14 protein-coding genes and 2 tRNA genes are annotated in these 20,049 nt (G+C 62.3%); 8 read left to right on the forward strand and 8 right to left on the reverse strand.

Going from position 1 to position 20,049, the window contains the following annotated elements:
* The first annotated feature begins 15 nt into the window (after nucleotides 1–15).
* The 4 genes from B0G74_RS11460 (at nucleotide 16) to B0G74_RS11475 (ending at nucleotide 6,382) form a co-directional block, all read left to right on the forward strand.
* Nucleotides 16–2,640, forward strand: coding sequence for a glycoside hydrolase family 2 protein (locus tag B0G74_RS11460; RefSeq protein ID WP_132374891.1), 2,625 nt, complete (start codon nucleotides 16–18; stop codon nucleotides 2,638–2,640).
* A 629-nt stretch (nucleotides 2,641–3,269) separates the two neighbouring features.
* Complete coding sequence (locus tag B0G74_RS11465; protein ID WP_006048767.1) at nucleotides 3,270–4,004, forward strand: Crp/Fnr family transcriptional regulator; 735 nt, start codon at nucleotides 3,270–3,272, stop codon at nucleotides 4,002–4,004.
* Between the two features lie 36 nt (nucleotides 4,005–4,040).
* Nucleotides 4,041–5,426 (forward strand): undecaprenyl-phosphate glucose phosphotransferase, encoded by a 1,386-nt coding sequence (locus tag B0G74_RS11470; protein WP_132374892.1) that lies wholly within the window; start codon nucleotides 4,041–4,043, stop codon nucleotides 5,424–5,426.
* Between the two features lie 2 nt (nucleotides 5,427–5,428).
* Nucleotides 5,429–6,382, forward strand: a complete 954-nt coding sequence (locus tag B0G74_RS11475; protein ID WP_132374893.1) for a glycosyltransferase — start codon at nucleotides 5,429–5,431, stop codon at nucleotides 6,380–6,382.
* Between the two features lie 246 nt (nucleotides 6,383–6,628).
* Here the strand turns inward: B0G74_RS11475 and B0G74_RS11480 are convergent, their stop codons facing one another.
* From B0G74_RS11480 to B0G74_RS11490, 3 genes are all read right to left on the reverse strand, one after another.
* Nucleotides 6,629–7,051 carry a transcriptional regulator gene (locus tag B0G74_RS11480; protein ID WP_132374894.1) on the reverse strand — a complete coding sequence of 141 codons (423 nt, stop codon included), beginning with the start codon at nucleotides 7,049–7,051 and terminating at the stop codon, nucleotides 6,629–6,631.
* Complete coding sequence (locus tag B0G74_RS11485) at nucleotides 7,048–7,347, reverse strand: type II toxin-antitoxin system HigB family toxin (RefSeq protein ID WP_132374895.1); 300 nt, start codon at nucleotides 7,345–7,347, stop codon at nucleotides 7,048–7,050. Before B0G74_RS11485 ends, B0G74_RS11480 begins: the two co-directional genes overlap by 4 nt.
* Nucleotides 7,348–7,609: 262 nt before the next feature.
* The gene (locus tag B0G74_RS11490; RefSeq protein WP_132374896.1) at nucleotides 7,610–8,818 is read right to left on the reverse strand and encodes a glycosyltransferase family 4 protein; all 1,209 of its coding nucleotides are present in this window, start codon (nucleotides 8,816–8,818) and stop codon (nucleotides 7,610–7,612) included.
* 245 nt (nucleotides 8,819–9,063) lie between these two features.
* Here B0G74_RS11490 and B0G74_RS11495 point away from each other — a divergent pair, with 245 nt between their 5' ends.
* A complete protein-coding gene (locus tag B0G74_RS11495; protein ID WP_243658162.1) occupies nucleotides 9,064–9,270 on the forward strand; it encodes a hypothetical protein in 207 nt (68 codons plus the stop codon).
* Nucleotides 9,271–9,304: 34 nt separating this feature from the next.
* Here B0G74_RS11495 and rpiA read toward each other — a convergent pair whose 3' ends face one another.
* The 3 genes from rpiA to rnr all read right to left on the reverse strand — a co-directional run bounded on the left by rpiA (nucleotide 9,305) and on the right by rnr (nucleotide 13,506).
* Nucleotides 9,305–10,000 carry a ribose-5-phosphate isomerase RpiA gene (gene rpiA, locus B0G74_RS11500; RefSeq protein WP_132374897.1) on the reverse strand — a complete coding sequence of 232 codons (696 nt, stop codon included), beginning with the start codon at nucleotides 9,998–10,000 and terminating at the stop codon, nucleotides 9,305–9,307.
* 65 nt (nucleotides 10,001–10,065) lie between these two features.
* Nucleotides 10,066–10,809, reverse strand: a complete 744-nt coding sequence (rlmB, locus tag B0G74_RS11505) for a 23S rRNA (guanosine(2251)-2'-O)-methyltransferase RlmB (protein ID WP_007182197.1) — start codon at nucleotides 10,807–10,809, stop codon at nucleotides 10,066–10,068.
* Between the two features lie 195 nt (nucleotides 10,810–11,004).
* On the reverse strand, nucleotides 11,005–13,506 hold the full coding sequence (gene rnr, locus B0G74_RS11510) for a ribonuclease R (protein WP_132374898.1): 2,502 nt from the start codon (nucleotides 13,504–13,506) through the stop codon (nucleotides 11,005–11,007).
* A gap of 338 nt (nucleotides 13,507–13,844) precedes the next feature.
* Between rnr and B0G74_RS11515 the strand changes: the two genes are divergently transcribed.
* Nucleotides 13,845–13,931: transfer RNA gene (locus tag B0G74_RS11515), tRNA-Leu, on the forward strand.
* Between the two features lie 241 nt (nucleotides 13,932–14,172).
* Nucleotides 14,173–14,259: transfer RNA gene (locus B0G74_RS11520), tRNA-Leu, on the forward strand.
* Between the two features lie 127 nt (nucleotides 14,260–14,386).
* Here the strand turns inward: B0G74_RS11520 and B0G74_RS11525 are convergent.
* Nucleotides 14,387–15,328 carry a LysR family transcriptional regulator gene (locus B0G74_RS11525; RefSeq protein WP_132376918.1) on the reverse strand — a complete coding sequence of 314 codons (942 nt, stop codon included), beginning with the start codon at nucleotides 15,326–15,328 and terminating at the stop codon, nucleotides 14,387–14,389.
* A 447-nt stretch (nucleotides 15,329–15,775) separates the two neighbouring features.
* Between B0G74_RS11525 and B0G74_RS11535 the strand changes: the two genes are divergently transcribed.
* A complete protein-coding gene (locus B0G74_RS11535; RefSeq protein WP_243658163.1) occupies nucleotides 15,776–17,773 on the forward strand; it encodes an enterotoxin in 1,998 nt (665 codons plus the stop codon).
* A 45-nt stretch (nucleotides 17,774–17,818) separates the two neighbouring features.
* On the opposite strand, the gene B0G74_RS11540 is transcribed toward B0G74_RS11535, so the two are convergent.
* Nucleotides 17,819–19,783, reverse strand: a complete 1,965-nt coding sequence (locus B0G74_RS11540) for a beta-galactosidase (RefSeq protein ID WP_132374899.1) — start codon at nucleotides 19,781–19,783, stop codon at nucleotides 17,819–17,821.
* Nucleotides 19,784–20,049: the final 266 nt, after the last annotated feature.

Here is a 20,049-nt window from a genome sequence, read left to right on the forward strand (position 1 = left end):
TCTCGGGGATTTGCCGTGGATGCACTGACGATAGGGCTGCTGCCCGATGAAGGCGGCGCGAGCGGCGTGCTCGCGCCCGCTCCTGACGAAGCCGCGCATGTCGATGTCGATGCGACTTCGGCGCATGCATCGCAGACGCTCTGGCCGCGGCGCCTCGACATCGGCTGGCAGTGTGTGAGCACGCCCGCGGGCGCGTGCGCGACGCCCGCCGATTTACCCGCGCACGGCTGGCTGGCCGCGCAAGTGCCCGGCACGGTCGCGAGCGCGCGCCGTGCCGCAGGTCTCCTAAACATTGCGCATCCACCACCGCTTGCCTTCGACGACCACTGGTATCGCCTCGAACTCGAAGGCACCGGCCAACGCCGCTTGCGTCTGCATGGTCTCGCCACCATCGCCGAAGTCTGGCTCGACGGCGTCAAGCAACTCGATTCCGATTCGATGTTCGTCGCGCACGATCTCGACATCGAACTTAACGGCAGCGCGACGCTCGCGCTATGCTTCCGCTCTCTCGCTCCGGCGTTGGCGGCGAAACGTTCGCGCGCGCGCTGGCGTCCACGGCTCGTGTCGCCGCCCACCTTGCGCAACGTGCGCACCACCCTGCTCGGCCATATGCCCGGCTGGTGTCCTTCTGTGCAAGCGGTCGGCCCGTGGCGTCCGGTTGAACTTCTGAGCGACGCGCCCCATGCATTCGACACCGTCGACGTGTCGAGCCGGCTCGATCACGACGACGGCCTTGTATCGCTCACGCTACGTTTCGTTCATCCGCACGATTACGCGACCTGCCGCGCCTCGCTTAAATGCGGGGATGCTGTTTCGTCTTTGCAATGGAACGATGCATATACACTGACCGGCCGCGTGCGCGTGCCGGGTGCCGAGCGCTGGTGGCCACACACCCACGGCGAGCCCACTTTATATCCATTGACGTTGCAGCTTGATGACGGGCACGCGACGTCGCATTCATTGGGTTCGGTCGGTTTCCGCAGTATTGAAGTGGACCACGGCGCGGACGGCATGGGCTTCGCGTTGTGCGTCAATGGCACGCCGGTATTCTGTCGCGGCGCGTGCTGGACCAGCGCGGACCTCGTCACGCTCGCGGGCAGCGAGGCGCAGTTGCGTCACACTTTCACGCTGGCTCGCGATGCGGGCATGAACATGCTGCGCGTGGGCGGCACGATGCTGTACGAGTCCGACGCGTTTTATGCACTCGCCGACGAATACGGCCTGCTGATCTGGCAAGACTTCGCATTGGCGAATTTCGACTATCCGAGCGATGCCGCATTCAGCGCTTCGATCGAGCGCGAAGCCACGCAGTTTCTGACGCGCACACGACGCTTCGCTTCGCTCGCGGTGCTGTGCGGCGGCAGCGAGGTCGACCAGCAGGCGGCCATGTTCGGCCTGCCGCCTTCGATGCGCGCGCAACCAGTCTTTACGGAACAGTTGCCCGCCATCGTCGCGCGTGAACGGTCCGACGTGCCGTATGTCAGCAACTCGCCCTCGGGTGGCGCGTGGCCGTTTTCAACTAATGAGGGCATCACTCACTACTACGGCGTAGGCGCCTATCAGCGTCCGCTCGACGACGTGCGCCGCTCGCAGGTGCGCTTCGCCGCCGAATGCCTCGCCTTCGCCAACGTCCCCGACGACGCCACCCTGCACGACGCGCTCGGCACGATTCATCTGCACGATCCGCGCTGGAAAGCGGCCGTACCGCGCGACCCCGGCGCCGGCTGGGATTTCGACGACGTGCGCGACCACTATCTGCAGACGTTATATGGTGTCGATCCGGCGCGCTTGCGCTATGAAGACCCCGAGCGTTATCTGGACCTGTCGCGCGCGGTGGTCGCCGAACTGATGGGCGACGTGCTCGCCGAATGGCGCCGCGCCGGTTCCGCGTGCGGCGGCGCGCTAGTCTGGCAGCTTCAGGATTTGCGCCCCGGCGCCGGCTGGGGCCTGATCGATGCCGCAGGACGGCCTAAAAGCGCCCTGCACGGCCTCGCGCAAGCACTGCAACCCATTCAGGTGGTCATGACCGACGAGGGCCTCAACGGCCTCGATATTCATCTGCTGAACGAACGTGCGCAGCCGTTGCGCGCGCAACTGGAACTGGTCTGCCTGCGTGACGGTAGCGTCAAGGTCGCCTCCGCAAGCCGCGAGGTGGAACTGGCGCCGCACAGCGCGCAACGTCTCAGTGCGGGCGCGTGCCTTGGCCAGTTCTTCGATTTCACCCACGCGTACCGCTTCGGCCCGCGCGCGCACGACGTGACGATCGCCACACTGCGCGACCAGACGAGCGGCCAGGTCGTTGCGGAAGCGTTTCATCTGCCGGAGCGGCGCGTGAGCGAGCGCCACGACCTGGGCTTGACGGTCACGGCCGAGCGCAACGGCGACGGCTGGCAGCTCGTGATCGAAGCGAAGCGTTTTGTGCGCTTCGTTCATATCGTTGACACACAATACAGGGCCGCGCGCGACTGGTTTCATCTGCCGCCGAACCGGCCTTGCGTCGTGCCGCTCATCCCGCTCACGCCGCAGGAAAGATTCGTTGCTCACGCATCGAATGCCGTGTTTAAAGCTGATGCAACATACGCGGCGCCCGCGGGTGAAGTTCGCGCGGTCAATGCAATATCCGCCATCTTCTACGGCTGAAGGTCTCCCTGATCTAATCACCCTTTCGCAAGGCGCGTAAAACCTCGCGCCGCGCGTATCCACCTGTCTGGTCTGCGGAATCACTGTTGGTTTTTCTCAGACTTTTGGCTCGCCAAAAACATCATCCGTACGGCACCGAACCAAGCGTGTTGAACACATCTGAATCATTTCCGGCACATCCCGGACGCGGCGTGACAACGTGCATGGAAGGGCTGATTCAACGCTGAGGACAAGTACCGTCAAGCCCCTCCCAGCACCCGCCAACCCAATTCCATCAAGGATTTGAGCCGAACAGGATGCGCCTGGCGGCCAACCGCCGCTCGTCAGGACGTTGTGCAGATTTGAAACAAAAAGTCACGTTTGTCTTCGCGCGGCGCTAAGCCTTGGTGCGTTACCCCGCACCAGCGCTCGCTTTCCCCGCCGCTGGCACGCTCCTCGCTAATAGAAGAGCGCAACACCGCGTCACCGCAGAGACATCGACAACAACGGCGGCGGCGCATCAGGCCAATACGGGGCCGGTCCTGTTTATCCTTCGCTGCTCACCAGGCAGCACGTCGTTAAAAGGGATGCAGGCATCGGATCAAAAACAGAAAGTCACGCAGAGCGCGACTTTCACGCGAGGACCGATCATGTTGACACTTCAATCCGATCTGCACGGAAACCATTTGCTCGGCGCATTGCCGTCCCATGAATGGCAGGCGCTGGCTCCCCATCTCGAACTGGTTCATCTGCGCACCGAGCAATTGCTGTGCGACTCCGGTCAGCGCATTCATCACGTCTACTTCCCGACCACCGCGATCATCTCGATGCTCTCGACGATGGAAGACGGCAGCTCGGTCGAAATCGCCGCGGTCGGCCGCGAAGGCATGACCGGCGTGCCGGTGCTCACGGGCGGCGAAACCATGCCGAACCGCGTGCAGGTGCAATGCGCCGGCTTCGCTTACCGCATGAGCGCACAGGCACTCAAGCAACAGTTCGCCCGCTCCGACTTCCTGCGCCGCCTGATGCTGTTGTATATGCACGCCCTGCTCACGCAAGTCGCGCAAACCGCTGCCTGCAACCGCCACCACGCGCTGAACAAGCAACTGTGCCGCTGGCTGCTGATCGAAGTGGACCGCGTGGCGTCGAACGATCTGACCGTGACCCAGCAACTGATCGCCGACATGCTCGGCGTGCGCCGCGAAGGCATTACGGAAGCGGCCGGCAAGTTGCACGACGAAGGCCTGATCCATCATAGCCGCGGCCACATCAAGGTGCTCGATCGTAAAGGACTCGAAGCACGCGCCTGCGAATGCTATGGCCTCGTCAAGCGCGAATTCGACCGCCTTCTGCCGCGTCTGCGTCAGGCTGAAACCGTCGAGTAAAGCGCTGGTTTGTCTGACTAATGAATAGAGTCAAATATGTTCAGGAATACTGCGCGATTCCTCGACGTACTCTTCGTGATTGCGGGAGGGCTGCTCGCTCATTCGATGCGGTTCTCGACGCCGATTGCATTGTCGGACACCGAACGTCTTCTGATCGCGTTTAACTGCGTGCTCCTCCTGTTGCTGTTTCCCGGCTTCGGGGTCTATGAAACCTGGCGCGGCAAACCGCTGCCCTCCATGCTGGCGAGGGTTGCCGCCGCGTGGATGGTCGTGGTGTTCACCGCGCTCGTGCTGGCGTTCACGCTGCATCGCATGGATGCGGTGTCGCGCTTGTGGTTCGGTTACTCGACGCTGATCTCCGGCGCGCTGATCATCGTCACCAAGTGCCTCGTGCATGTGGCGCTGCGCATCGTGCGGAGCCGCGGGATGAATTACCGCACCGTCGCGATCGTCGGTGCGCCGGGTTTCGCGCGCACGCTGCTCGCCCATCTCGAACATGCGCCGCAAGCCGGCTTCAAACCGGTCTGCGTATTCGATACGAGCATTGAAGCGGCCGAGACGTACGGCGCGCGTCTGAACCGCCTGCCGGTCCTGACCGATCTGGACGCATTCGCCGCCAAGGTGCGCGAGGACCACGTGAACGAAGTGTGGCTCGCGTTGCCGCTTTCCGAAGAACATACGATCTACCGGTTCACGCGCATGTTCCGGCATGACTTCGTGAATCTGCGCTTCATTCCTGATGTACGCAGCCTCTCGCTTTTCAATCACGCGCTGGTCGATGTCGTCGGTTTGCCGACGCTCAATCTCAGCGCGACGCCCTTCTCGTCGCCGCAGATGTGGCCCAAGCTGATCTTCGACCGCCTGTTCGCGGCGGCCGCGCTGCTCGCGCTCGCCCCGGTGTTCGTGGTGCTCGCGATCGGCATCAAGCTCGGCTCGCCGGGTCCGGTGTTCTTTCGCCAGACGCGCAAGGGCGTGGACGGCCAGCCGTTCGCGATCTACAAGTTCCGCTCGATGACCGTGCATCACGAAGCGCAGGGCCAGCTCACCCAGGCCTCGCGCAACGACGCCCGTGTTACGAAGCTCGGCGGCTTCATGCGCCGCACCAGTCTCGACGAACTGCCGCAATTTCTCAACGTGCTGCTCGGCCAGATGTCGGTGGTCGGCCCGCGTCCGCATGCGGTCGAACACGACGATCTCTACAAGGATCAGGTGTACGGCTACATGCACCGCTACCGGATCAAGCCCGGCATCACCGGCTGGGCGCAAGTCAACGGCTATCGCGGCGCCACCACCAAAGTGGAAAAGATGGAAGCGCGCGTCAAGTTCGATCTCTTCTACATTCATAACTGGTCGTTCTGGTTCGACATGAAGATCGTGTTCATCACGATCTTCAAGGGCTTCATCAACCGCAACGCATTCTGATCATGCCAATTCGGAAACCGTTCGTGAAAGTCTCCGTGATCGTGCCAACCTACCGACGCACCGCCGATCTGGCGCGCTGCCTCGCGGCACTCGATTCGCAGGAGCGCCGCGCCGACGAAGTGATCGTGATCGCGCGTCACGACGATTACGCCACGCTCGACTGGCTGCGCACCCGCGAGGCCAACCGGCCCGATCCGCGCCGCGCGGTCGTGCTGGTGCGCAAACCCGGCGTGGTCGCCGCATACAACCTCGGCATCGAGAGCGCGAGCGGCGACGTGCTCTGCTTCACCGACGATGACGCCGCGCCGCATTCCGACTGGGTCGGGCGGATCGCGCGCGCCTTCGAACGCGATGCGACGCTCGGCGGCCTCGGCGGACGCGACATCGTGCATGAACGCAACGGCATCCTGCAGGGGCAGAAGCCGCGCGTGGGCATCGTGCGCTGGTATGGGCGAACCATCGGCAATCACCATGTCGGCCACGGCAAGGCGCGCGAAGTCCAGGTGCTCAAGGGCGTGAACATGTCGTTTCGCCGTGAGGCGATCGGCGCGCTGCGCTTCGACGGCCGCTTGCGCGGCACCGGCGAGCAAGTTCACTGCGAGATGGCCTTCAGTCTCGACGTGCAACGGCGCGGCTGGAAGCTGATCTACGACCCGGCGCTGCTGGTGGAGCACTTCCCCGCCCTGCGCAGCGATGAAGACCAGCGTTTCACTTTCAACGACGCGGCGTTCTACAACGCGTCATTCAATCTCCGGCTCATCATGTGCGAATACCTGACGCCGCCTGGCCGATGTGCGTTCGTCATCTATTCGACGCTGATCGGCGATCGCGCGGACCCTGGGTTCCTGCGCGCCTTGTCGTTGGCATTCGAGCGTGGCGGCGTGGCACTTGCGCTTCGCAAATGGCGAGTCGGTTTACGCGCAATGCGCGGGGCATGGCAGGAAGCGATGCGCTGACCGATCGACGCATCAGTCTACTCCGCCGACGCGCTGCCGCAGGTCGACGCGCAAAGCAAGAACGCGCGAACTTCGAACGCGTGATTCGAGCGGCAGAAACAGGAGCGACGCCAAAGCGGCAAGCACCGACGCCGACGGCCTGGAACATGCCGCCGGCGCGGTGTGGAAAGGACGAGGTAAGCGACGAGAAAACTTGTCGGTCAGCACAACGGCACGGCGCGGCCCGAGGCCGGCGCCGCGCGGCTGTTATAGAAACGCGCTGACGTCCGTATGAAAACGCACGGCTAGCGCCTTGGCCACCTTCTTGCTGATGGCGCGGCGGCCCGCGAGAATATCGCTCACCACGGTAGGCGACGCGATACCTATCAGGTCCTTCTGCTTGAGTCCATGCGTTTCCAGCAGATGCCGCAACACCTCTCGCGGCTCCGCTTTTGGAATCGTCACGTTATGCGCTTCCCAGCTTTCGATCAGATTGGTCACGATCGCGAACAGATCGGAGAGCGGATCTTCCTCGTTGCCGTTCAGATGATCTGCGAGCGAGCTAGCGAGCCGTACCATGGTCTGGTAGTCCTGCTCGTTGCGAATCGGCGTGATCGGCAACTGCGTTTGCAGCGCGGCCCAGGTTTGAGCGATGTCGGGAAAAGCTCCCGGAAGGCGATCGGCATTCATGAGTTTAAATTCTTCCTCGTCCAAAGGTCGTATTCCGCATGCGTCAATACATGACGAACGAATAACGACTGCCTGTTGTAGTGAATCGCCGCAACGATCCGGAACCGGTTGCCGCCTACATCGAAAACGATGTATTGAGGCGGCACCTGGTCCACGCCGGCGAACGTCTGCTTCAGGTCGTTATGGCCATACGCGAGGCATGCCTGCGCCAGTGAATACCACGCCAATAGCGCACTGCGCGCCCCCGGATGTCTCTTTATAAAGTCCAGCAACGCTTTCTTTGGAACGACCCGCATCGGATGTCCTCGCGCATGTTCGCGCGCTGAACACGCGCGCTTCCTCTGCAAGGCTAAACGGAGCGAATCGACACCGGTAGCCGGCCGGACGGCATAGTCCGAACAGCTATTTACAGCCTACTGCGGTACGACGACACCATTTTGTTCGCGTATTGCGAAGTCCCCGATACGCGAACAATAAGACGACCTGCCGCTTTCCTGCGACGTCGCGCCAACCCGCGCAGGCCGGCTGACGTCATCACGTTCGAGCACGTCAGCGGCCTCAACTGCTCTTCTGCGCCGGCTCGCCGAGCCAGCGGAAATCCGGTTTGGCGAGATCCGGTTTGATCCGCCCCACTGTCTCAATCCGATTACGCCGTCCCGCCGCCGCGATCGTCCGCGTGACTTCGGCCATGAACGCGCGCCGGAATACCGCCGCCGAAAAACGTTCCGCGTTCGCGCGGCATGCCGCCGGCGTGATCCGATCGCGCTGACGCTCGAAGCAATCGATCGCGTCGAGTATCGACACCACGCTCTGGCGGGCGAAATACACGCCGGTGGGGTGCGCCTCGCCGATCGGCACCACGGTTTCGAGCGCGCCGCCCTTGCCGAACGCAATCACCGGCGTGCCGCATGCCTGCGCTTGCAGCGCGACGATGCCGAAGTCCTCTTCGGCGGCGGACACGAAAGCTCGCGCGCGTTGCAGATGGTCCTTCAACACCTCGAACGGCTGATCGCCGAGGATCGTCACATTCGGACGGGCCTTGGCGCGAAGCGCCGTCATCTGCGGCCCGTCGCCGATCACGACCAATTTGCGGTGCGGCGTGGCATTGAAGGTTTCGACAATCAGATCGATGCGCTTGTACGGCACCATCCGCGAAGCAGTCAAATAAAAATCTTCCTTGCGCGTGCACAGTTCGAATTCATGCACGTCGACGGGCGGCGGAATCACGGCCGCATCGCGCCGGTAGGTTTTCATCACGTGACGTGCAACGAAATGCGAGTTCGCGATTAAACGGTCGACGCCGTTCGTCGAGTGCGAATCCCTGCCGCGCAGATAGTGGAGCAAGGCGCGCGCCGCCCACGACTTCGGGCCACGCGTCAGATTCGCTTCGCGTAAGTACTGATGTTGCAGATCCCACGCGAAGCGCATCGGCGAATGCACATAGCTCACATGCGTCTGATCTGGTCCGACCAATACGCCCTTGGCGAGCGCATGAGAACTCGTAATAATGAGGTCGTAGCCCGACAGATCGAATTGCCCGACGGCAAGCGGCATCAACGGCAAATAAGCTCGATAGCGGCGTCGCGCGAATGGCAGGCGCTGAATGAATGAAGTCGTCACGGGCTTGCCGCCTGGCTGCCGACGGTCTTCGAGGAAATCGACAAGACTGAAAAGGTCGGCGTCGGGAAAGCATTCGAAGATCTGCTCGAGCACCTTCTCCGCTCCGCCCGGCGCGACCAGCCAGTCGTGCACGATCGCCACTTTCATGATCCCCTCGTTTTTTAATTGACGCCTCTTAGGCTTAGGATCGAGTGTATGTGGCGCTTCGTCTGCTGTGCGTGCGCGTGCCCACATTCGACGCGCGACAGGTCGCGAATAATTAAACGTCGCGGTTCGCCTAGTGCGAACCCGCGTGTCCCATTACGTCGCCTTTCTATCGCCCGACTATGTGATCGGGATCGTGCGGCACGGGCGCAACGGCTGGCTGGTGAAACCGGGGGATGTCACGGGCATTGGCTGACGCGATCGGCACGTTGCGTGCCGATCCGGCATTGGCGCAGCGTCTCACAAAACAGGCGCTGGCCGATGCACAAACGGAATTATCAGTGGAGCGGTATTTGCAGCGGATGACGCAGGAGATCAGGCAAAGCGCGCGCCAATTATGGCGGTGCGGCATGCCGATGCGAACTCCGCATTCGATGCCCGCGCGAGCCGGTTGACCCAAACTCGCGCGCGATGCGTGGCCGGCGTTGCTCAGCCCTTGCTGTACTCGATCGTCTCGACGCCAGTGTCCGTGCCGAGCAGGCACAGATTCGCGCCACGGCCGGCGAACAGGCCCACCGTCACCACGCCCGGCCATGCGTTGATGTGCATTTCCAGCGTGCGCGGGTCACTGATACGCAAGCCCTTGACGTCGATGATTTCGTTACCGTTGTCGGTAATGAACGGCACGCCTTCTTTCGTGACGCGCACCACCGGCACGCCGCCGAGCGCCGTGACGCGGCGGCCGATCGCGGTACGCGCCATCGGCACCACTTCGATCGGCAGCGGGAAATTGCCGAGCGTCTCGACCAGCTTGCTGGCGTCCGCGATGCACACGAACACGTCCGACACCGACGCGACGATCTTCTCGCGCGTCAGCGCGCCGCCGCCGCCTTTGATCATCGCGCCGCTGTGGTCGATCTCGTCGGCGCCGTCCACGTACACGGGCAGTGAATCGATTTCGTTGAGGTCGAGCACCTTGAAGCCGTGCGATTGCAGCCGCGCGGTGGTGGCAAGCGAACTCGACACCGCGCCGCGATAGCGCGCCTTGTTGGCGGCGAGCGCGTCGATGAAACAGTTCGCGGTGGAGCCGGTGCCGACGCCGATCACCAGGCCTTCGGGCACGGTGGCGTTCACGTAGTCGGCGGCGGCCTGGCCGACCAGTTGCTTGAGTTCGTCTTGAGTCATGGGAAAGGCAGGCGAGCAGTAAAAAACGCTAGTTTATCGGAGTGACGGCCTGGCGCCGGGCGGGATTACTTCTTCACCGCCCGTTGACGCACCGCTTCGAACAGACACACGCCGCTCGCCACCGAAACGTTCAGGCTTTCCACCGTGCCCGCCATCGGAATCTGCATGACCACGTCGCAGGTGTCGCGCGTGAGACGGCGCATGCCCTCGCCTTCGGCGCCCATCACCAGCGCCACCGGACCGTCCAGCTCCGTGTCGTAGAGGCTCTTGGTGGCCTCGCCGGCCGTGCCGACGACCCACACCCCCGCGTCCTTCAGCTCACGCAGCGCGCGCGCCAGATTCGTCACGGTGATGTACGGCACGGTGTCGGCCGCGCCGCTCGCCACCTTCGCGGCCGTCGCGTTCAAACCCACCGCGCGGTCGCGCGGCGCGATCACCGCGTGCGCGCCGGCGGCATCGGCCACGCGCAAGCAGGCGCCGAGATTGTGCGGATCGGTCACGCCGTCGAGCACGAGAATCAGCGGCGAACCGTTGATGCCGTCGAGCAGCTCGGCCAAGTTCTGGGCGAGCGGCATGTCGCCCGCGCGCGCCACCACGCCCTGGTGACGCTCGGTGTGCGCGAGGCCCCACAGACGCGTTTCGTCGGCGGCGATCAGACGCACGCCGGCTTCTTTCGCCGCGTGCAGGAATTCGGTCATGCGACGGTCTTTGCGCGTCGCGTCGTAGTAGACATCTTCGACTGTCGACGCATCGTGCCGGATACGCGCGGTCACTGCGTGGAAACCGTATAAAACCTTAAGACGTGCCATGACTGATACAACCTTTGATTGAGCGCGCGTTCGACGCGCGCTGCTGTGATGAATACGAACCTGCGTGCTTTGCGTGCTTATATGTCAGCACTGCGGCTGCTGTGTTCGAATGCTTGATGACGATGAAACGCAGACCGCGCGCAACCGGCACGTTGGTACGTGCCCGATGCGCGCGGTTTAAGCAGGCAGGCGGCTTCAGCGCTTCTTGCGTGCCTGCGGTTTCGACACCGATTTGGTCGCGGCGCCGTGCTTCTTCGCCGCGCCACGCGCGGCGCGTGCTTCCTTGACCGCCGCGGTTTGCGCGGGCGCAGCCTTCTTGCGACGCGCGCCCGGCGCTGCCGCGCCGCCTTCCACCGGCGGCAACACGCGCACGCGTGCCCCACCGTTTTCACCGGACGACTTGTCGGCCGACGGCCCGCGCACCAGAGGCGGCTTGATCGGCGTGTCGCGCACGAGCCGGAAGTCGATTTTGCGCGCATCGAGATCGACGCGGCTCACCTGCACCCGCACGCGATCCGACAGACGATAACGAATGCCGGTGCGCTCGCCGCGCAGTTCGTTCTTGATCTCGTCGTACTGGAAGTAGTCCGAGCCGAGTTCGGTGACGTGCACGAGGCCTTCGATAAAGAGCGAATCGAGCTGCACGAAAATCCCGAACGACGTCACGCCATTGACCATGCCGCCGTACTCTTCGCCGAGCTTGTCGCGCATGAAGTAGCACTTCAGCCAGGCTTCGACGTCGCGCGAGGCTTCGTCGGCGCGGCGTTCGTTGGCCGAGCAATGCAGGCCGAGCTCTTCCCAGATCGCCACGTTGTTCGAGCGCTGACGGCCGCGCTTTTCGTCATCGGCCTGCTGCATGGCGCGAGCGCGCGGCGAGAGCGCCGTATTCAGTTCGACGCCTTGCGGCGGCTCGGGCTGATACTTGCGGCCTTGCAAAATCGCGTAGATCGCGCGGTGCGTGAGCAGGTCGGGATAACGGCGAATCGGGCTCGTGAAGTGCGCATACGCTTCATACGCGAGACCGAAGTGGCCGATGTTGTCCGGGCTGTAGACCGCCTGCTGCATCGAGCGCAACAGCATGGTTTGCAGCATCTGCGCGTCGGGCCGGTCGCGGATCTGCGCCATCAAGGCGGCGTAGTCGCTCGCGTGCGGTTTGTCGCCGCCGGCCAGCGTGAGGCCCATGCCGCGCAGGAAGGTGCGCAGATTCTCGAGCTTTTCGGCGGTCGGTCCGGCGTGCACGCGGAACAGCCCCGGATGTTTGTTGCGCTTGAGGAAGTCGGCCGCGCAGACGTTCGCGGCCAGCATGCATTCCTCGATCAGCTTGTGCGCGTCGTTGCGGGTGCGCGGAATGATCTGTTCGATCTTGCCCTGCGCATTGCAGACGATATACGTCTCGGTCGTATCGAAGTCGATCGCGCCGCGTTTCTGGCGCGCGGCGAACAGCGACTTGTACACGCCGTACAGATTCTGCAGTTGCGGCAGCAAGGCGGCGCGGCGCGTGGCCTCCGGACCCTTGGTGTTCTTCAGGACCGCGGCGACTTCCGTATAGGTCAGACGCGCGGCCGAGTGCATCACGCCGGGATAGAACTGATACGCCTTCACTTCGCCGCGCGCGGTGACGATCATGTCGCACACCAGCACGCAACGGTCGACGTGCGGGTTCAGCGAGCACAAACCGTTCGACAGCTTCTCCGGCAGCATGGGGATCACGCGGCGCGGGAAATACACCGAGGTGCTGCGCTCGATCGCGTCGGCGTCGAGCCCGCTCTTCGGATGCACATAGTGCGAGACGTCCGCGATCGCGACGATCAGGCGGAAGCCCTCGCCACGGCCGACCTGAACCGGCTCGCAGTACACGGCGTCGTCGAAGTCGCGGGCGTCTTCGCCGTCGATCGTGACGAGCGGCACGTCGCGCAGATCGATGCGATGACGCGCGTCGACCGGGCGCACTTCGTCGGGCAGGCGCGAGGCTTCGTCGAGCGCGGCCTGGCTGAATTCGTGCGGCACGCCGTACTTGCGCACCGCGATTTCGATTTCCATGCCGGGGTCGTCGATATCGCCGAGCACTTCCACCACGCGGCCGAGCGGCTGCGAATGACGGCTGGGGAAATCGGTCAGCTCGACCACCACCACCTGGCCGACCTTGGCCTTCTTGGTGTTCTGCTGGATCAGAATATCGTGGCCGATGCGCTTGTCTTCAGGTGCAACGATCAGCGCGCCGTTCTCATTGAGCAGGCGGCCGATCACGCGCTTGTTGGCGCGATCCGTGACCTCGACGATATGCCCCTCCGGACGGCCGCGCCTGTCATAGCCGACGATGCGCGCGAGCACGCGGTCGTTGTGCATGACCTTCTGCATTTCCGCGGTGGGCAGGAACAGATCGTCCTGGCCGTCGTCGCGAATCAGGAAGCCGAAGCCGTCACGATGGCCTTGCACACGGCCCGCGACGAAGTTCGACGGATGAGTCAGTTGGTAGAGATTGCGCTGATCGAGCCGGATCTGGCCGTCGCGCTCCATCGCGCCGAGGCGCTTGAAAAACCCTTCGCGCTCCTGGCGTTTGATCGACAGGGCTTCGGCGATGTCGTTCGCTGCAAGCGGCGCTTCACTCGTGCGCAGGACGCCCAGGATTTCTTCGCGGCTTGGAATCGGATACGGAAATTTGCTCAAGGGCTTGTCGATGATTTTTTCTCGTTGCATGGACGTCGGTCGGCGATGTGGCTCGGCTTAGGAAGCGTTTGCTTAGCGCTTCAGTTACGCTTCAGTTGCGCTTGAATTGCACCTGCAAATGCACAGAAAAGACTGCTCGGGTCCGGCTCGTTCAAGGCTGAGTCCGACGGGCGTGTGCACCGTGCCAACGAACTACTGCGAGGCATTCTAACACCCGTCTTGCGCGCCAAGCGGCCCGTCAAGAGTCGCTGCGCGGTTGGCCGTGACGCACGCGCACGCTCGTCGACGCGATGTTTAAGCGAGTTTTGAGAAACGCTTGACAGGTTCTAATCTGTCGCTATAATGGCGTTCTTTGCTGTTCATCACCTGCCCAGGTGGCGAAATTGGTAGACGCACTAGGTTCAGGTCCTAGCGGTGGCAACACTGTGGAGGTTCGAGTCCTCTCTTGGGCACCAGATTCAAAAGTAAAGCCGCTTACGAGCGGCTTTACTTTTTGTGTGAAGCCGGGTGATCCGATTCTGTTTATCAGCGTGGATTACGTGGCGCAATGAGTAGTTGGCAGGACGGCTGTCGAGCGGTGAAGCATACCTTCATTGCACGCGATATCCGGGCGGTTGGTTGGAGCGAAGTTAGTTTGCATGTGGGGATTGACACGCTACATCATCACGCTAAAATAGCGGTCTAGCTTGAAGACGTGCCCAGGTGGCGGAATTGGTAGACGCACTAGGTTCAGGTCCTAGCGGTGGCAACACCGTGGAGGTTCGAGTCCTCTCCTGGGCACCAACGGTTGTTCAGGCGTAAGCCGAAGAAGTTCGAGAAACCCCGTAAGATCAAAGTCTTACGGGGTTTTTTGTTGTCTGCGGATCCCTTGCGCTCTGCGGACGTCGATGGTTTTTGCATTTACCGGATCTCACGGTTGGACGCGCGCAGATAGCGCCGACAAGTCGGCCTCTAGAGCCCGCGAAACGAATTCCCGGAGGAACTCGACGAAGGTTCTAATCTTCGCGTCGAGGTACTGCCTCGACGCGTACAGCACGTAGGCGGTTAGCTTCTGCAACTGATATTCGGGCAGCACGCGAATCAGCGCGCCGCTGCGCAGCGCCGGCAACGCGCTCGCGATGGGAAGCGCCCCGATTCCAATGCCGTCTCGCAATGCAACGCTCAGTGCCTCGATCACATTCACCCTGAAATCCGCCGGTGGTAGTTCGAACGTTTCCAGCCCGTTGGGGCCATCCAGATGCCAGCGGTCGCGCGGAAAAACCGATGAGACGATTTGCAGGCAAGCATGCCCGTTGAGCTCTTCTACCGTAAGCGGCATACCGTGTTCCTTCAGATAAGCGGGTGCGGCGCATAGCACGCTGTGGACATCGCCAAGCCGATGCGAGACGAGGCCTGAATCGGGCAGGTGCGTCATACTCAACTGAAGCGAAACGTCGTACCCCTCATCGAGCAGATCGGGGACGTGCTGGGACAACGTCAGATCCACAGCGACCGAAGGATTCTGTTCCCGATAGCGCAACACGGCCGGCAAGACGTACGTCTGACCGAAGGCTGATGTCGCGTGTACCTGCAATTTTCCAGACGGCTTGACCTGAGCGTCCGCAGCTTCGGCCTCGGCTTCGTCGACGTAGGCGAGAATCCGCTCGCACCGCTCCAGATAGCGTTGACCGGCCTCAGTCAGCGCGACGCGGCGCGTGCTGCGATTGAGCAGGCGCGTCCGCAGATGTGCCTCGAGTTGCGCAATAGAACGTGAAGCATTGGCATTGGTGATATTCAGGCGCTGGGCTGCTTCCGTGAAGCTGCCCTCCTCTGCGATGCGAACGAATATCCGCATCATATGTAGCGTGTCCATTATCTTTTTCCCACTGGTGAGGTTACCCCTCAACTCGTTACGTGCCCGATTTACCTCATCCCCTGGCGAGACGACAGGAAAACAAACTGCGAAAGCTTTGCGAGTGCTGGCAACCGATGACACGAAGATTTTCTCGTCGCTACCCGGGCGAGCAGCCCCGTGCCTGCGCCTATTTTCAACCAGGGTTCGGCAGAAAGTCTAACGACGCCCAATTTTCCAGGTCGACCGGTTTCGCGTCGGAAAACCGCAGAACTGTTTGTAGCACGTCGCCGGCACCAACGACCACCAAGCCTGCGGACATCGCCCCGCTCGTTCTCGCTATCGATCCCCACAAGTCGCTCATTGCCCGTGCCACCCTCAGGCTCACCATGCTGACCGGCCTTCCTCGGCGTGGTTGCCGCCGTGCCGTGGGACGAGAGCACCCGCTGAGTCCGCCCGAAGTATTCTATGGATCAGGCACCCACCTCATCCTGGGCTTCTTCCATGCACGCCAAAGAAACCGTGTCCACGCATCCGGGCATGCCCGCGTCCCAGACGAACGGCGACTGTCATTCCTTCGGTAACTCAGCGATCGCCTTGAACTGGACCGTCAGGCACCCGCATCTGGCCGAATTCGCCCTGACCGACCGCCTGCACGAGCGCACGCTGCCGGTCACCGCGCCGTTCGCGCTATCGCTGGCCGACGGTCGCACGCTGGGCATGGCCGACCTGAAGCTGCTTGCGCCACTGCGCGAAGAAATGCTGACGGCAAATCCCAAGGCGTCTCGACTGGCCGAACGAATCGCGGGTAGACGCGTGCGTGCCATCCTCGGTGACGAACAGGATCGCCTGCGGGTGGAGTGGAGCGTGGAGCAACGCGAAGACTCGCAGTACTTGCGCTTGCAAGCGGCAATTACCGCGATCGGCAAGGACGAGCACGTTGCCACCGTTTCGCTGCTGGAGACGCGGACGTCCGGTGCGCAAACCGGCGGTGAGTTCAAGGGAACCCCTGTGATAGTTGGCGACGTCTACCTCGGATTCGAGCTTCCGTTGTCGGAAAGCCTGGTTCGCGACGACACCGTCAGGTTCATCCTGCCGCGGGCCTTGCCGCTGGAAAAGGGCAAGACCTGGACCTTCTCGGCGGTGGCGGGTGTGGCTCGAGACGGCCAGCTACGCCGCGATTTCGCAGCCTATGTCGAACGCGAACGAGCCCATCCATACCGCCCGTTCCTACACTACAACTGCTGGTACGACATCGGGTACCTCACGCCGTACACGCAGCAGCAAGCGCTCGAACGTATCGGCGACATCGGCCGCGAGTTGCACGACAGGCGCGGCGTACGACTCGACTCCTTCCTGTTCGATGACGGCTGGGACGACTACAGCGGCAGCTGGCATTTCGGCAAGGATTTTCCGCATGGATTCGTGCCGCTGCGCGATGCCGCCGCCCGGTATGGCGCGGCGCCCGGCGTGTGGCTGTCGCCGTGGGGTGGCTACGGCTCGACGCGGCAGGAACGCGTGACACGAGGCCAAGCCGCCGGCTACGAGATCATCGATGACCGCTTCGCGCTGTCCGGACCGAAATACTATCGACGCTTCCATGAGGCCGTGATGGAACTGCTCACGCGGCACGGCATCAATCAATTCAAGTTCGACGGCACCGGCAATGCTGATACGGTGGTCCCCGGCAGCCGCTTCAGCAGCGACTGGGACGCGGCGATCCAGCTAATCGAGGACATCCGCGAGGCCAGCCCCGAAGCCTTCGTCAACCTCACCGTCGGCACCTATCCATCGCCGTTCTGGCTACGCTACGTTGATTCGATCTGGCGCGGCGGCAAGGATGACGACCTGGCCGGCGTAGGTAGCAATCGCGAACGCTGGATTACCTACCGCGACGCACAGACCTACCGCAACGTCGTTGTCAGAAGTCCGCTGTTTCCGCTTAACTCACTGATGCTCCACGGCATCATCTACGCGCAGTTCAACGATCGGTTGAATACCGCTCAAGGGCAGGACTTCGCAAACGAAGTGCATTCGTACTTCGGCAGCGGCGCACAACTGCAGGAGTTGTACATCACGCCGTCGTTGCTGAGCGATGGCGACTGGGACGTTCTCGCCGAGTCTGCCCGATGGGCGCGAGCGAACGCCGAGGTGCTGCGCGACAGCCACTGGATTGGCGGCGCGCCGGATGAACTCGAAGTGTACGGCTGGGCTGCATGGTCGCCGGTCAAGGCGATCATCACCCTGCGCAATCCCGACAGCGGGGCGAACAGCTTCCTGCTCGATCTGCGGCGACAATTGGAGTTGCCGGCCGGCGCGGCGGGACGATTCCTGACGCGCAGCGTGTGGCGCGGCCATGCCCCGGATATTCCGCCGGTGCTGGATGCCGACCGGCCGCACGATATCTCGCTCGCGCCCTTCGAAGTACTCACTTTGGAACTGGTATCGGCCGGCGGCGAAGGGTAATGGAGGTGGCCGCGAATTTCCCGGTGTGCGCTTCCAGAGACCTCCTTACGATAGCGTGCGCGCCAATTCAACCGGTCTCGCTTCAATCTGATGCAGATCGAAGATGATGATCTCGTTGTCAACCTGTCTCAGCCAGGGAGCAGGACAATACAGCCGCTCTTGCGGACCGATATTCCAGTAGCGACCCAGATTGTGCCCGTTGACCCAGACCATACCTTTGGTCCAGTTACGCATGTCGAGATAGGTATCGCCGACTGTATCCAGCGGCAGAATCGCCTTGAAAAACAGTCCGGCCTTACGAGGGTTCGCACAGACGGCGCGCAAGTTCGCGATAAACGCGGTATCCATCGGCAACAGGAAGACTTCCCAGCCGGTGAGCGTGGCGCTCGAACCTCCCGCATCCTGCAGCGTGACCGGTTCGAGAATGCCTTTGCGGTCAATCATTGCGTGGCCATAGTTGACGCGCCCCATGCCCTCGACCAGGATATCCAATGATACGTCGCTGCCCGGCGACGACGACACAAACGGAACCGTAAGCGGCGCGTGCTGCGTGACATTCAACTGCCGCGCGCGGTGCTCCGGCATGACAGTTCTCGACACGCCGCCTACGTATTGCTCGCCGACGAAAACGGTCGCGTAATCGTGAACATCCTTGAGATCCAGCACACCGCCGCGGTAACCCTGCAGCTTCTTGCGATACAGCGCGAAACCGAACGCCTGGCCGTACAACTCGAACGGCCCTGGATGAACAGTTTGTGCCGCCGGGAGCGCGGCAGGCAGATTGTCCCAAATGGAAGCGTAAAGTTCCGGCATCAAGGCCTGACCTCCTTTGCGGCTGATAGTCGGAACGGGCTCGGGTATCTCGGGCAGCGGCGTCGAGAGATAGCGGGCGATCACGCCGCGGTACTTCATGTACTTCGACGTCGCCACGCCTTGCTCGCTGATGGGTGCGGCGTAATCGTAGCTGGTAATGTCGGGTTGATATTCGCCTGAATCGGCATCCACGTTTGCGCCGGCATAGAAGCCGAAGCTGGTGCCGCCGTGAATGACATAGAGGTTGAACGACAGCTTCCGTTGCATGAACGCGTCTAACGTGCCGGAGATATCGACGGCCGTACCTTTGAGCGTCTCATCGCCCCAATGGGTGAGCCACCCTGGATACACTTCGCCGGCCATTGCCGGAACGGCCGGAAATTCCCGCCGGACGGCCGCGATTTGCTCCGCATCGCCATTGCTCAACGCAATCGCGCCGCCGGCGACGTTCGTGCGATTCTGTTCGAGCTGCCTGATGCCATCTTCGGTATAGAACGGTCCCTGTATCCCTTCCTGAAGCCAGAGCTGCCGTATCTCTTCGAGGTAAGCCGGGTTGCTGGCGTACGAGCCAAATTCATTCTCGATCTGAATCATCAGGATCGGCCCACCGTTACTTACCAGTAGTGGTTCGATGCGCGGGCTCAACTCCCTGATGTAGCGGGCCACCGCCGACATGTAGCGAGGATCGTTAGCGGAGTCGGTCCTGAGCTGGATGTCCGGATGACTCAGCAGATACGACGGAATACCGCCCAGATCCCACTCGCCGCAGATATAGGGACCCGGCCGCAGCAACACCCACATGCCCTCCTGCTGGCACAGTCGAATAAATGCTTCGACGTCGTGGTTCCCTGTGCGGAAATCGAAAACGCCGGGACTCGTTTCGTGGTAATTCCACATGACGTAGAGGGCGATGCAGTTCATCCCCATCGCCTTGGCCATCAGGATCCGATGCTGCCAGTATTCGCTGGGGATGCGGGCGGGATGCATCTCCCCGCTGCGGATCTGGAACGGCTCGCCGTCGAGCAGGAAGCTTTCGCCGTCCTGGCTGAAAGAAAAAGTATGTCCGCTGTGGATCGTTGGTGCTGGGATGTCGACTGCGGAAGGTCCGGTTCGAATGCCGTCCGGGTCATGGCCAATATCGTGCGCCAGCCTGATTGGTAGGGGCGCGGTTAATGCTGAGGATTCTCTCGTGTCCATTGATTGCATTTCCCAGGATGCTATCGAGACGTGGCACAGCGGAATGCGCGAACGACGGCGAAGCACGGGTCGCCCACGGTGGTCCGTCCGTGACGGAAACAACTGTAGTCTCCGTTCGCCGTCATGTCGACGACCAGTTTGTCATGCTATGCCGACACTAACGCGGGCGGCCCGCCACGCCCGGACGTTGCAGGCTCGGTACACCGTTGATCGCAAGTCTGGCGATAAAACGATCGTGCCGCCAATTTCCGCAGATGGGCGACGCT

This window comes from Paraburkholderia sp. BL9I2N2, assembly GCF_004339745.1.
Taxonomy (GTDB): Bacteria; Pseudomonadota; Gammaproteobacteria; order Burkholderiales; family Burkholderiaceae; genus Paraburkholderia.